The 14,586-nt window shown below is 58.9% G+C and carries 9 protein-coding genes; 5 read left to right on the plus strand and 4 right to left on the minus strand.

The features are described 5' to 3' along the window. Window positions 1–449: 449 nt before the first annotated feature. On the plus strand, window positions 450–1,085 hold the full coding sequence (locus PY650_RS23325; protein ID WP_285881947.1) for a J domain-containing protein: 636 nt from the start codon (window positions 450–452) through the stop codon (window positions 1,083–1,085). Between the two features lie 141 nt (window positions 1,086–1,226). Beyond that, window positions 1,227–1,940 (plus strand): DUF899 family protein, encoded by a 714-nt coding sequence (locus PY650_RS23330; protein ID WP_285881948.1) that lies wholly within the window; start codon window positions 1,227–1,229, stop codon window positions 1,938–1,940. On the opposite strand, the gene PY650_RS23335 is transcribed toward PY650_RS23330, so the two are convergent. Both PY650_RS23335 and PY650_RS23340 read right to left on the minus strand, forming a co-directional pair. Then, window positions 1,921–3,924, minus strand: coding sequence for a hybrid sensor histidine kinase/response regulator (locus PY650_RS23335; RefSeq protein WP_285881949.1), 2,004 nt, complete (start codon window positions 3,922–3,924; stop codon window positions 1,921–1,923). The genes PY650_RS23330 and PY650_RS23335 overlap by 20 nt on opposite strands. Window positions 3,925–4,265: 341 nt before the next feature. Beyond that, window positions 4,266–5,408, minus strand: a complete 1,143-nt coding sequence (locus PY650_RS23340) for a M24 family metallopeptidase (RefSeq protein ID WP_285881950.1) — start codon at window positions 5,406–5,408, stop codon at window positions 4,266–4,268. Window positions 5,409–6,031: 623 nt separating this feature from the next. On the opposite strand from PY650_RS23340, the gene PY650_RS23345 reads away from it, so the two are divergent. Next, window positions 6,032–7,552, plus strand: a complete 1,521-nt coding sequence (locus tag PY650_RS23345; protein WP_285881952.1) for a DUF1800 domain-containing protein — start codon at window positions 6,032–6,034, stop codon at window positions 7,550–7,552. Between the two features lie 16 nt (window positions 7,553–7,568). Continuing rightward, on the plus strand, window positions 7,569–8,753 hold the full coding sequence (locus tag PY650_RS23350; RefSeq protein ID WP_285881954.1) for a DUF1501 domain-containing protein: 1,185 nt from the start codon (window positions 7,569–7,571) through the stop codon (window positions 8,751–8,753). A gap of 79 nt (window positions 8,754–8,832) precedes the next feature. Here the strand turns inward: PY650_RS23350 and PY650_RS23355 are convergent, their stop codons facing one another. Continuing rightward, entirely contained in the window at window positions 8,833–11,859 is a 3,027-nt protein-coding gene (locus PY650_RS23355; RefSeq protein WP_285881956.1) for an alpha-mannosidase, read from the minus strand. A 347-nt stretch (window positions 11,860–12,206) separates the two neighbouring features. Further along, window positions 12,207–13,403, minus strand: a complete 1,197-nt coding sequence (locus PY650_RS23360; RefSeq protein ID WP_285881958.1) for an MFS transporter — start codon at window positions 13,401–13,403, stop codon at window positions 12,207–12,209. A 121-nt stretch (window positions 13,404–13,524) separates the two neighbouring features. On the opposite strand from PY650_RS23360, the gene PY650_RS23365 reads away from it, so the two are divergent. Next, window positions 13,525–14,355: an AraC family transcriptional regulator gene (locus PY650_RS23365; RefSeq protein ID WP_285881959.1), complete on the plus strand. Its 831-nt coding sequence runs from the start codon at window positions 13,525–13,527 to the stop codon at window positions 14,353–14,355. The last annotated feature ends 231 nt before the right edge of the window (window positions 14,356–14,586 follow it).

Here is a 14,586-nt window from a genome sequence, read left to right on the forward strand (position 1 = left end):
GGAAGAGACCAGTCTGCACCGCGCGAACCTCCCTCAGGCAGTCGCCTCGGACGGCACTTGCAGGCCGGCGGATATAAAGGCCAGCCACAGAGCTTGGCTCTAATGATTGAAAGAGTGAGCGCAATAGCGCTGCCGCGTCAAAGCCCCGATCAACCCATCAGCAGTGCATAGAGCTGGAAATAAGGCATCTAGAAGGACCGACATAGTTTTTCGATTGCGGGAAACACGGCGCAAAATATAAATCTGCTAAAGGATCCCGGCTTTTAACAAAAGGAACGTTTCTGCGTTGCGTCACGATAGTTTTTGTCCAAACTATGCCGTGGTGATGATAGAGAAGGGTGTTAGGGGTGGACAGGAACCGCCCATCGGCGGGCTTTGCGTTCTACCGATACCATCACAGCATAAGGCTTCAGGACTTTTGACGGGGCTGAGCGGCAGCAGGAGTTGGAGTGACCGATCCATACGAGATTCTCGGCATCGGACGCGATGCGAGCGAAGAACAGATCAAGACCGCCTATCGCAAGCGGGCAAAGACGACGCATCCCGATTCCGGCGGTGACGTTGATGCCTTCGGGCGGCTACAGAAGGCCTATGAGCTGCTTCTGGACCCCGTGCGCCGAAAGCTCTTTGACGACACTGGCTACGACGTCGAACTGACCGACGCTGTCGATCTGCAGGCACTGGTCGCCATCGAGAAGCTCATTACCGATATGGTTCTGGACGAGCGCGAACCCGGAACCTTCGATCCTGTCGCCCATATGCGCGCCAGTCTTTTGGACGAAATCCGCAAGGCAAACTTCTCCAAAAGCGAGTTGGAGCGTCATTCCGACCGAATCCGTCTTCATTTGGACCGCTTGGGAAAACGTCCAGGCAAGGATGTCGTCGGCCATATGCTGCGCGCCCGCATCAAGGCCATCGCTACAGCGATCAGCGAAACGGAAGCAAAGATCGACGCCACCGAGCGCGCCTGTGACATGCTCGACGGCTATCTCTATGTCATGGACACGCCGATGCTCGAAGAAGAAGAAGCGACATCGGATGTCGAATGGGGCGACACGACCGAGGCCCGCTTCGCCGCCCAGTGACTCCCGCAGGTCAAATGCCTCCGTGAAACGCTGGAACTTTCGACCGGCAACCGGGTTTTTCCTCCGCGTTATTGTCGAAATCCGCCGGTGCCATACGACCAGTACTGGGCCGCGGGACCGGGATCGCACAGGGAGGACACCATGATCAACGAAGATGGATACATACCGGCTGCTGAACTGGCGCAAAGGAACGGCGCGAGGTTTCCCAACGAGAGCAATGAATACAGGCTGGCGCGAAATGATCTACTGGCTGAGGAGATCGAACTCAGGCGGCATATAGAGCGTGTCGCCGCGCAGCGGCGTGCGTTGCCGCCGGGTGGCTTGGTGAAAAAACACTATCAATTCATCAGCCCGGACGGCCCGGTCGATTTCGCCGATCTGTTCGACGATAAGGATACCCTGCTGATCTACAGTTACATGTTCGGGCCGGAGCGAGCGCGGCCATGCCCGATGTGCACATCGTTCCTTTCCGCGCTGGACGGTGAAGTGCTCGATATCGAGCAGCGAATGGCCATCGCCGTCGTCGCTCGATCACCGATCGAGAGACTACTTGATTTCCAGAGGGAACGCCGCTGGCAGCATCTGCCACTCTATTGCGACCCGACCGGCGAATATAGCCGCGATTATCGTGCGCTCGGCCCCAATGGCAGCGATGATGCGGCCATCAATGTCTTTACGCGCAGAGACGGAACAATCCGGCATTTCTGGAGCGAGGAAATGGGTCCGGTGACCGCTGATCCTGGCCAGGATCCGCGCGGGGCGCCCGACCTCATGCCGTTATGGACGATTTTGGACATGACGCCTGAGGGACGGGCAAGGGATTGGTATCCGAAGCTCATTTATGGACATGCATGACGGGAGAACATCGACCATCTCCCGTCGGCAGACGTCGTTGGTTGGCGACGGGAGCAACCCCTATGGCTTTGGCAATCACCGCGGCAAGCTGTTGCTGATTGAACGGCTTTGCGAGACGGGGCAGATCGTTGTTGCTGCCGGCCGGCAGCTCGGCGTAACCGCTCGCAAGGATGACCGGCAAGTCGGGCATCCGCTCGGCGATCGCCGCAGCGAACTCCGAGCCTGTCATCCTCGGCATGGAATGATCGGTGATGACGAGATGGATGTCGTGGTGATCCTCGATCAGCTTCAGCGCCTCCTCGCCCGAATGAGCTTGCAGAACGGTGTGGCCCAGATCCTCTAGCATGAACGCCGTGTTCATCAGGACCAACGCATCATCGTCCACCGCCAAAATATTGAAGGAGCCTCCGGCTGCTGGCGCTGCTTCTGCCACCGGCTCCTCCATCTTCACGCTTGTCTCCGCCGCAACAGGAAGCCAAAGCTCGGCCGTCGTCCCGGCGCCCCTGCATGATTTCAGGACCAGCTTGCCTCCTGACTGTGCCATTAACCCTTGAACCATGGACAGCCCGAGGCCAGTTCCCTTGCCCACTCCCTTGGTCGTGAAGAATGGCGTGGTTGCATTGGCAAGCGTCTCCTCGTCCATCCCCTCTCCTTCATCTTTTAAGGAGAGGCAGATAAAGGCGCCCGCTTCCAGACCGTTCACTTCATCCTTTGCAATCTCCCGAAGTCTGGCGGCGATGACGAGCGACCCGCCTTTTGGCATTGCGTCGCGTGCGTTCACCGCCAGATTCAAAAGAGCATTCTCGAGCTGGTTCGGATCGGTTTTCACCCTTGGAAGGCTTAAGGGGAAATGCGTCTCGATCATCATCGACGGACCCATCGCGCCCTGCAGCAAGTCAGTCATGTTGCGAACCAGCTCGGTCACGTCGAGCGGTTCAAGCTTGAGTTCTTGACGCCGAGAAAATGCAAGCATGCGCTGCGTCAGCGCCGCGCCGCGCTGCGCGCCTTGAATGGCGTTGTCGATAAACGGAGTAATGCTGGGATTGTCAGCGACACGCTTGCGCAGGATTTCGAGGCTCCCGAGAACGGCCATCAGCAGATTGTTGAAATCGTGAGCCATTCCACCGGTCAATTGGCCGACCGCTTCCATCTTTTGTGCCTGGAACAATTCTTCCTTCGCCTGTTCCAGCTTGCGCTGGGCTTCTCTTTTCTCAGTGATATCGCGCGTGACCTTAGCGAAACCCAGAAGGAATCCATCATCGGTGCGAATAGCGTCTATCACAACGCTCGCCCAAAACCGGGACCCATCCTTCCGGACCCTCCAGCCTTCGTTTTCGAAACGTCCATCCTTGGCGGCGATATCGAGCGCTCTCCAGGGCAGTCCCGCCGTGCGGTCTTCCTGCGTATAGAAGCGGGAGAAATGCTGGCCGAGAATTTCTTGCTGCGTGTAGCCTTTAATACGTTGTGCCCCCAGGTTCCAACTGGAGACGTGCCCCCGGGGGTCGAGCATGTAGATCGCGTAGTCTGCAACCCCCTGAACGAGGATGCGGAACTGCTCTTCGCTCCGCTTGAGCTCGAGTTCCGCCATTCTTCGTCCGGAAAGATCGCGCGTAATCTTTGCAAATCCCAGCAAATCGCCCTCCGCATTTCTGATCGCGTCGATGACCGCGTGCGCCCAATATCGCGAACCGTCCTTTCGCAGATACCATCCTTCGTTTTCGAACCGCCCTGTCTCGGTAGCCGTTTTCAGTGCCAGTTGGGGCAGGCCCGCCTCACGATCTTCAGGAATGTAGAAGCGCGAAAAATGTTCTCCGATGATTTCGGCTTCGGTATATCCCTTGGATCGCTGAGCGCCGATGTTCCAGCTTATGACTAGTCCATGCGGATCAAGCATGTAGATGGCGTAATCCGTGATGGCATCGACAAGGAGCCTGTGGTGTCCTTCTAAGATGGACGACTGAGCGGCGCTCACGTTGGCGGTCATGCTGTCCTCTGACGTTTCTTAACGTCATTAAACTGTAGAAGCGCGGTTTGGTTCCCTCAGAGGTCCGGTCCCTTAATCGAAAATGGCATTCGGTCGTCTGCAGCGTGTTCGCTCAAACCCGAATACATTTACCGACGCCGTTCCCGAAATCCGTTAACTCAATGTTTATTCTAATAAAATGCGAATACAGATTCACGTGCACTTTCTTGGGCAATGGATTGTTAACCATAACCACACTCATCACCGTGACAATGACGAGCGTCCGACCGACAGCCGGAGCCGGACGTCACAAGGAAGCGGAGCCTATGCTCGCTATCATCCTGCCTGATGCGGCCTGGCGATTACGAAAATGGCTCGGTCGGCCCGCGGGCGGGAGTGGTGAACCAATGCGGACCATCCGCCGCCATGTAGATATGATCTTCCAACCGAATACCGAATTTGTCGGGAAAGACGATCATCGGCTCGTTGGAAAAGCACATGCCGGCGGCGAGCGGCATGGCATTGCCGCGGACGATATAGGGCTCTTCATGGATTTGTAGGCCGAGGCCATGGCCGGCGCGGTGGGGCAGTCCCGGCAGACTGTAATTTGGACCGAGAGCATGTCTTGAAAGCACACTGCGCGCGCCATCATCAAGGCTCGAACAGGGCACGCCGAGCTTGGCGGCATCGAAGACCGCCTGTTGGGCCTCCCGTTCGATTGCCCAGGCCGCTTCGAATTCTTTGTTGCCACCTTCAAGTACATAGGTCCGGGTCAAATCCGAATGATAACCGTCGATCTGGCATCCCGTATCGACAAGCACGGCGTCACCTTCGCCAAGCGTCTGGTCACCTTCGGCGCCATGTGGCAGCGAAGTCGCCGTTCCGAAGGAAACAATACAGAACGTCGAGCCTCCATCGGCGCCGACCTCGCGATGCCGGCGATCGATGAAGTCGATGACTTCCGAAGCCTTGATACCTGGCTTCATCAGGGCATGCGCCTGCTTCTGGATATCGAGCGTCAGGTTCATGGCGTACTGAATTAGGGCGATCTCAGCTGGAGACTTGATACGCCGCAGGCTCCGGATGATCTGGCCGCCGTCCTTCAATCTTTCGGCCCTAAATTGCGCAGCAAGCCTGTGGTAGAAGAAAAGCGGCAGCTCATCGTCAAGTGCGAGCGAGCCGGCCTGACCGAGCAAGCGTGATACCAGCGCGGCGCTATTTTCTTCCTCCTCCCACACCAGGATCTCACCAGGCAGGTGCGACAAGGTCTCGACGCGGCTGCGTTCAAAACCCGGGACGATATAGTAAAGTGCCGTCGGCGTGACGAGGGCGCCGAGGAACCGTTCGCTCGCATGCCAGACGAGACCTGTAAAATAGCGCAGGCTTTCGGTCGAACCCAGCAGCATACCGGCGAACTGCTCGGCCTCAAACGCCTGTCTCAACCGCGCCAGGCGAAGCTGCCGTTCATCGTCAGTGATGCGGGCGACGGGGTGGGACCATGTCATCGTGATTTCCAGTACCTATTGTCTGCGGTTATCCTGCGGCTGGCACCGCGTCTGGAATCGACATTAATGCGATTGTGGGCAAAATGTCGACAAGAAAACGAAAACAAGGAGGTAATACTCCTGTATGAGGCAGCGGTTGCCGGCGCGCCGGCAACAGCCCGATAGAACCGACATAAACCACACGTCGCGCCCCGACGGGCTCGTGCTTTTGAAGAATTCTAGTCGGCGTCGTCCGGTATTGCCTGAATATAGCGCAAGACGCCATAAAAAATTCCGAAGAGAACAAGCACCAAAAATCCGCGACGAATGTCATGCAGCAATGTGTGGTGATGCCTCACCACGAGCAAAAACAAGTTGTACATGACTATGGCGAGCGCGGTCATGACCGTGGCGAGTAAAAGTACGATGTTGCGAGAAATAAACCTAACCATTGCCCACCTCATTTCCCTTGATCATATAGAAGAGAAATTAGGGACGAATTAGGACGGATCGGGCGCCTGCGGAGAACCCTGCCGATGTGGTCATTACAAATTGTCCATGTCGGGAAAAAGCCACAATTTCCGAACTTTCTTGTCACAATTGCCTGCGAGCCTGTCTGATATCGGTGACATGGTGACAAGCTGATGAGCCTTTCCTTTCAGACCCTGGCAGCGCTGCGGTTCGGCTATGGCTTCCGGCACGGTGAAACGCCGCCGGCCGACAAGGACGCCTTGCTCGACCCGATGCGGATCAAGGACGGCAGCTGCCTCTTTCCAGTCGGCGGTATCGAGCCACGCCGGCAGGCGATCGCCAATGTGGTAGACCGTCTTCGCGACATCCGCGCCAGCACTATTGAGGACGCCGCCAAGCGCGACGAGCTGAAAACCGTCTTCAAGGAGCTTCGGCAGAGCTATCAACGCGATGCCGATGCGCGCATCGCCCAAGCAGTCTTCTCGCCGTACGGCTTTTACGAGCGGCTGGCCGCATTCTGGACGACCCATTTCTCGGTGAGCGTCGACAAGACTCAGCCGATGAAACTCATCGTCCCTCTGTTCGAGGCTGAGGCGATCCGGCCCTATATCGGGGGCACGTTTCCGGATCTGCTGCGCAGCGCCACCCAACATCCAGCGATGTTGATTTATCTCGATCAAGCGCAATCGCTTGGGCCGGATTCCCCCGCCGGCATCAGACGCAACAAGGGGCTCAACGAGAATCTTGCCCGCGAACTCTTGGAGTTGCATACGCTTGGTGCCGGCAGCGGCTATACGCAAGACGATGTGCGATCCGCCGCGATGGTACTGACGGGCATCACCGTCGATCGGCAGGCCGTCGAGGCCGATTTCCGCAAGGCCGCCGCTGAACCCGGCATCCATCGGGTGCTGGGCGTTAGCTATGGCCGAACACAGCGATCGGAGCGGGATTACCTGCAGATGCTGGACGATCTGGCGCTGAATCCGAAAACCGCGGCACATATCAGCCGCAAGCTCGCCATCCACTTCATTTCCGATACGCCGCCACAAGCAATGATCGATGCCATGACCCAGGCGTGGCGAAAGACGGATGGCGACCTGATGGCTGTCTATGGCGCGATGCTTGATCACCCGGCCGCCTGGATGAACGAGGCAACCAAGGCCCGGCAGCCTTTCGACTTCATCGTGGCGGGCCTGCGGGCGCTCGATCTTCAAAAGAACGCCACTGCAACAGCTATTGTCGATCCGCTTGCCGATGATGAGGATGGGGCGCAGGCGATGGTTAACAACAATCCTTCCCTGCCCGGCAATGGCGCTACCACGCCCGACACAACACCTGATCCTCAGGAAGCAAAGCGCCGACAGGCCGCGATCGACGCGACCTTCTACGTGCCGCGCGGCCTCGGCATCTACGCGCTGCAACGCATGGGGCAGCCGGTCTGGCGACCGCCAAGTCCGGCCGGCTTTCCGGAGGGCTTCGACGCTTGGATCAATGCCGGCGAGCTTTCCGAGCGGATTTCGTGGGTGCGGCGCGCGATCGGCCGTTATGGCAAGCAGGTGGATCCGCGGCAGTTCCTCAAGGAGACGCTCGCCGATGCTGCCCGCGACGACACGATCCGGGTCGTATCGCAGGCGCCGAACAAGATGACGGGCCTGACGCTCGTGCTTGCTTCCCCCGAATTCAATCGTCGCTAGAGCGAGGAGCATCCCTATGGCAGACGACAAGGCCTTCTCGCTTTCCCGCCGCGGTTTCCTCGCTTCCGCCTGCTGTCTGGCGGCCGCGCCGATCTTTACGCCGGTGACCTTTGCCGCCATGCCCGGAGAGAACCGCTTCGTGACCATCGTGCTGCGCGGGGCCATGGATGGACTGGATCTGGTGCAGCCCTACGGCGAACCATCCTTCGCCAGCTTGCGCCCTGACATCGCACTTGCGCCTGACAAGGGACTGGTCGATCTCGACGGCTTCTTCGGTCTTAATCCAGCCGCCGCCGACCTGCTTCCGCTCTGGAAGACCAAGGAGCTAGCCTTCATCCATGCCGTCTCGACGCCCTATCGCGACGCCCGCAGCCATTTCGACGGGCAGGACATGCTGGAAACGGGCGGCGATCACGTCGCCGAGGAAAAAACCGGCTGGCTGAACCGCGCACTCGCCACCATTCCGCGCTCGACGGCTCGCAAAGCGATTGACATCAACACCTCGACCGAGTTGATCCTTTCCGGTCCCAATCTGGTCGATGTCTGGGCGTCCGATTCCAATTTCGGCATGGGTGCGGACGAGATGCATTTCCTGACGCGTCTTTATGCCAACGACCCAGCTTTCGCCAAGGCGATGGATGAGGCGACGCGCGCCGACCAGTCGGCGAAGATGGGCGAGGAACCAGGCACCAAACGCGGCGAGCAGGTAACCGATGTCGCAGCGCTAGCCGCCAAGATGTTATTGCGCGAATACCGTATCGCCAGCTTTTCCATCACGGGCTGGGACACCCACGTGCAACAGGCGGTCCAGTTCCGCAAGGCGGCCGGTGACCTGACACAGGCGGTCCTGACATTGAAGAGCATGCTCGGGCCGGATGCCTGGAGGACGACGGTGGTTCTTGCGATGACCGAATTCGGCCGTACCGTCCGCCAGAACGGCTCGGGCGGCACGGATCACGGCACCGGAGGCTGCTGCCTGCTGGCGGGCGGCGCCATCAATGGCGGCCGCGTGCTTGGCAGATGGCCGGGAATTAAAGACGATCAGCTCTTCGAGGACCGCGATCTCATGCCCACCGCAGACGTGCGCGAGATCGCAGCCGCCATGCTTTACCGGCAGTTCGATGTCGGCGCCGACGACCTGACCTCCAAGATCTTTCCTGGCCTGAGCTTCGATAAATCTTCGCAATTCCTGAAGGTGTAATTCCGCTCAGGCGCGACCTTCCCCGATCAGGGCAACGCTGGCTGCTCTTCATTCGAACCGCGCCCGGTCGGCGCCGCTGTCACATCCGCTTTATCTTCCAGCTCCTGACCTCGAAGGGCAGGATATCTGGACCGGCATCGCGTCGGGTTGGTTCCTCCATGAGGTTGACGGCCTCGCTGATCGTCCAACCGCTTAAGGGCGCAATGCTGAGCTTGCCTCGACGACCGGCTGGTTCATAGACACGCAGTACGAGCCCATCGCCATCCTCCGCCGGCTTGACTGCCGAGAGTGCCACCGGCGTGCCCGTGACCGCGATCGCCGCAACTGTCGTTTCCGCGAGATTGGCGGCTGTCGCGAAGACCAATGGCTGATTTAGGTCGTCGGCTTCTTCGCGCACCCGGCCCGAATGCCACTCAAAGCCGTGCGGGTAGAGCGCATAGGTGAAACGCTGCTCGCCCTCGTCCGCCAGTGGATCGGGATAGATCGAGCCCCGCACCAGGCTGATGCCAAGTACGTTGCCGCGGGCGCTATGGCCGTATTTCGCGTCGTTGAGCAACGCCACGCCGAAATCTGGCTCACTGAGATCGATGAAGCGATGGGCAACCGCCTCGAACATGGCGGCATCCCAGCTCGTATTGGTATGTGTCGGACGGCTGACGACACCGTAAGCGCATTCGAACGTGGCGGTGTGCGCGCGCGTCGCAACCGGGCTCAGCGATCGCAGCATCGTGCGGCGATCATGCCAGTCGATTTCGGTCTCAATATCCAGCCGCCTCGCATTGGCCGTTAGCACATAATGCTGCACGATGCTGGAATCGCGATGGCGATGGACAACCTTGATTGCCGCCCGATGCGCATTGTTTTCGACAAGTTCGATGCTTTCCGGCTTATCGAGACGAATGCCCTTTTCCGAATAATCAGCGTCGATGTCCCAGGCGTCCCAATTGCGCGGCTTGTCGACCGGATAGATCCAAAGCTGATTGGCGGGTGCCGCCAGCGCCTGACGGCCGGTCGCCTTGTGGACGAGGCTCCGCACAGCTCCGTCCGCACCGATGGTCACGGCGAGATGCTCGTTCTCCAGCCGCCTCGCGTCAGCGTAAAAGCCGCCAGCCGGCTTCAATGCGGCTCGGTCGAGCACGTGGATGGAGAGTGGCGAGATTATATCTTCGGTCGAAAGCACCATGCCGTCGGCAAACACCGCGCGCAGTGGCCGCGCGTCCAGCGACGGATTGATGACGACGAGAGCGTCGACTATCCCGCCCTTTGGAAGGGCCGAGACGATCGCATCCACAGCGTCCCTCTGAACGACCTTGCCATGATCGATGACGTCGGAAAGCTCGCGCTCTGCATCCTGATAGACCTCTCGAATGCTCGATCCCGGCAGGATATCGTGGAACTCGTTTTTCAGCGTCACCCGCCAATCCGCCTCGAGGCTCGGCGGTTTAGCGCCACCGATCATGTGGGCGATCGATGCAAGTGTTTCAGCTGTTATCAGGGCCTGCTCCGCCCTGCGGTGCAGCCGCTTGACGCCGCTCTGGCTGGTCAGTGTCGCACGATGTAATTCGAGATAGATTTCACCGGACCAGGTCGGAAGACGCTTTTCCCTGGCCGTGCGATGGGCGCTCATAAAGAAATCGGCGACCTTGCCCCAACGCGCCTTCGGAATGGCGGGGAAATCGCGCAGCTGCACTTCGCGTTCGACCATTTCCGGGGTCACGCCGCCGCCGCCATCACCATAGCCCACCGCAAGGAGCGACGTATCGTGTAGGGTTTTTGCCCGGAAGTTCTTCCAGGTTGGCATGAAGCAATCCGGCTGGACAAAACCGTTATAGCCCTGCATCGGATTGTCGAAGGTGTGCGCCAGCACCTGGCTGCCATCCAAGCCTTCCCACCAGAAGAGATCGTAGGGGAACTTATTGGTCTCGCTCCAATTGACCTTGATGGTGAAGAAGCTGTCTATGCCGCCCTGGCGCAACAACTGCGGCAAGGCGCCAGAAAAGCCGAAACAATCCGGAAGCCAGCAGACCGTGTGACGGGCACCGAAGGTCTTTTCGAAATAGCGCTGGCCGTAAAGGATCTGCCGCACCAGGCTTTCGCCGGTCGGCATGTTCGTGTCCGGTTCGACCCACATGCCGCCGATCACTTCCCATGAACCATCCGCCACCTTCTCCTTGATGCGCTTAAACAGTTGCGGATCGTCTGCCTCCATCTGCGCATAATAATGCGCCGTCGATTGGTTGAAGCGGAACTCGGGCGAGCGGTCCATCAGCGACAGCGCCGTGTGGAAGGTTCGGCGCATCTTGCGGCGGGTTTCGTCATAAGGCCAAAGCCAGGCAAGATCGATATGAGCATGGCCGGTCAGCAGCAATTCGCCGTTTTGCGGATAGCGTTCTTGCAGCGTCTTCAGGCGGGCACGGAGGATGTCATAGGCCACAACGACAGACGCACGCTCGTCCTCAGTCAAATCTGCGGGGCTCCCCACCAGCTCCGGCAGTTCCCAGATTTTTTGTTGCCATTCGGCCTTCGCCGTGCGGGACACATAGGGATGTGTCGCAGAAGGCCAGTCCAGACTGCGCAGCGCCGTCTCGGCAGCATCGAGCAGATGCGGCACCACATCGTGTTCGTCCAGTGCTTCGACCGCCTCCGCTATCTGCCGCATTAACAGGTTCAGTCGATGTACGGGAATATCCAGCAAGGCGAGCTGCGCCCGGCTCAACCTCGGCTGGCGGTTCGGTTCGCCGAAAGGAAGGCGAGCGACGCTATCCGTTGTGATTGAGAGGTTGCGGTCCTTCAGCGGGAATTCCTGATGGAAGGGATCGAGACCGAAACGCTCGCTCCGGCCGCCATCATAAGTGAGCGTAATCAGGCTCTCGCCGCCGAGATCGAGTTGCAGGCGAGTTTCTTCCAGCGGCCAGTCGGTGGGCACGTTCGCTTGCGAGGCGAAATGCACCACGCCTTTGCGATGCGGCCAGGCCTGGCCGATGGTGATATCTTCGCGCTCGAAGGTCCAGTTGCGGACCGGAAGTACAGCGCGTTCGCGCCAATGGCTGAGCTCTGCGGTGCGTACCTTAAGGCGGTCTAGGCGCTGGGCGATGGTGAGCTGCATGGCGTGTCCTGCATGGTTGATGTCAAGGGCCGAAACCGCACCGGCGGTCGCCGCGTCGAGAAAGAGACATTACAAAACAAGTAGGATGATAACGGTCCGACGGGGTCAAACGAGTGGGATCGGCAAAAGCAGATGGGAAGGATCAGCGCAGAAACATTCTGCGGCCGGAACCTTGGTGCCTGCGCTCACTCGACAGTTACCTCCTCCTGCGTGAAGCAGCATAGACTATGGTGAAGAACAGGCCGATGACCAGTCCCACAACGGCGATTTTTTGGGCTCGGTTCCATGGGAAGAGCCGGGACGGTGAGGCGTCCTGGCGGGGCGGTCAACCACCCCGCCGCCATTGCTCAATGTCTCGGAATGCGCGGCAAAAAGATCGTGAACAGACCGAGCAGCGGTAGATAAGAGCAGACTGTGTAGACGAAGGAAATCCCATGCGTATCGGCAAAATCGCCGAGGAACGCCGCACCAAGTCCCCCTGCCCCGAAGGCGAAGCCGAAGAAGATGCCTCCGATCAAGCCGACGCGGCCAGGAATCAATTCCTGCGCGAAAACCACGATGGCCGGGAAGGCCGACGCGAACACCAACCCGATCACCACTGTCAGGACACAGGTCCAGAACAAGTTGGCATAGGGCATCATCAAAGCGAAGGGGATAACGCCCAGGATCGAGAACCAGATCACGAAACGCGCTCCGAGACGATCTCCGACCGGACCGCCCATGATCGTTCCGACCGCGACAGAACCGAGAAAAAGGAACAGCATCAATTGCGCGTCGCGAACGTCGAGATGGAATTTGTCGATGACATAGAAGGTGAAATAGCTCGATATGCTCGCCATATACACATTCTTCGTGGCCGTCAGCAGGATCAGGATTATAAGCGCCCACATGGCCTTGTTGCGTGCTATGGGCAAAGTGCGGCTGGGAGCCGGGCGCGCGGCATGCTGGCGGCGATGGCTGATGTACCAGGTGCCGACCCAGCTGAGGACGATGAAGCCGATCACAGCAAGAACCGAAAGCCAAGCGACGCTCGACTGGCCGTGCTGAAGTACGAAAAAGGCGGCGATCAGCGGCCCGATGGCGGAACCGGCATTGCCGCCGAGCTGGAAGAGCGATTGTGCCAGACCATGGCGCCCGCCGGAAGCCAGCCGCGCTACGCGCGAGGCTTCCGGATGGAACACCGCGGATCCAAAACCAATGAGACTGGCTGCGACTAAAAGCATGCCGAAGCTGCCGGCATAGCCGAGCAGCACCAGCCCTGAGAACGTGCTGACCATACCGACCGGCAGGGAAAAGGGCATGGGCCACTTGTCCGTGACAATGCCGACGATCGGCTGCAGCAGCGACGCCGTAATCTGAAACGTCATCGTCAGCAGGCCGATCTGAACGAAATCGAGCGCGTAGTTCTCCCGGAACATCGGATAGAGCGACGTCAGCAGCGATTGCATGATGTCGTTCAAAAGATGGCAAACGCTGACCGCCACTACGATTGAAATCGTCGTCTTCTCAAATCGGGCCTGCGTACCCGAAAATGCCGCAACCATTGAGGATTCCTTCCTGCGCCGGCTGATTCCTTTCAACCGTGCTGTTTAATCAGCCTTTTACACGGCTTGCGGGTGACCTTCTTTCGTGTTTTGGTCCAGTTCTTTCGCGATCGGGCCAAAAATGGAAACGCTCTCTGCGCAGTTGCTGGCAACACTCGAAAGGGATCACGAGCAAAATATGCTCTGGATGGAGGAATCGAACGCGGGCGTACTCGTCCACAGTTCGGAGCCGCCGCAGGGCTACACTGTTCCCTGGCATCACCATCGCCGCACACAGTTGCTCTGCGTTTTTTCCGGCGTCGTCCTGATCCTGACGACCCGAGGCCGATGGATGGTGCCACCCGGCCACGCACTGTTCATCCCTGCTGGCCTGGAGCACTCCGTCGAGATACTGAGCGATGTCAGCATGAAATCGGTCTATGTGACACCGCGCGATCCAACGCTATCGGACGAGGCGCCTCGCGTGGTCGAAGTCACGGATCTCGCGCGCAGTCTGCTGCTTGAAGCTATCCGGCTGCGGGAAGCTCCTATTGGAAATCGCAAGGCCGAACTTGTCCTTTCCCTCCTCATCGAAGAGATTTCGACGCTGGAGGAACGTCCGCTCGGCCTTCCCTTCCCGTCCGACCGGCGGCTGGTGGCGCTGTGCCGCGACTATCTGGCAAATCCGACGCCGAATGCGCGGCTGGACGATTGGGCCGAAAAACTGGCGATGAGCCGGCGGACCTTCACGCGACAATTTCGCAAGGAAACGGGCATCAGTTTTACCACCTGGCGCCAGCAGGCGAGTGTCTTTGCATGCCTGCCGCAACTTGCCGAAGGACAGCCGGTGACCAACGTCGCGCTGGAGGCCGGTTATGAAAGCGTCGCCGCCTTCACGACGATGTTCCGGCGCATGCTGGGGACCTCACCACGCACCTACATGGTTAACCGCTGGTCTTTCGACCGGCAGTAAAAGTCGCTCAGATATCCGGCGGGTTTACAGCCAAAAACATCAATAGCCGGGCATGATCAAAAAATTTTGAGAAAAGCTTTTCCCATCTTGACTCCCAGATTGAGAAAAGCTTTTCTCACGACAATAAGTTCGGGAGAGGACATCTGGAAAATCAGCGAGTTAGAAGCGCTCGGGTAACGATTCATGACGTTGCCGCTGCCGCAGGTGTCAGCATTTCGACCGCATCGAAAG

Origin of the sequence: Martinezella calliandrae, assembly GCF_030272695.1 — a bacterium.
Lineage (GTDB): Bacteria > Pseudomonadota > Alphaproteobacteria > Rhizobiales > Rhizobiaceae > Rhizobium > Rhizobium calliandrae.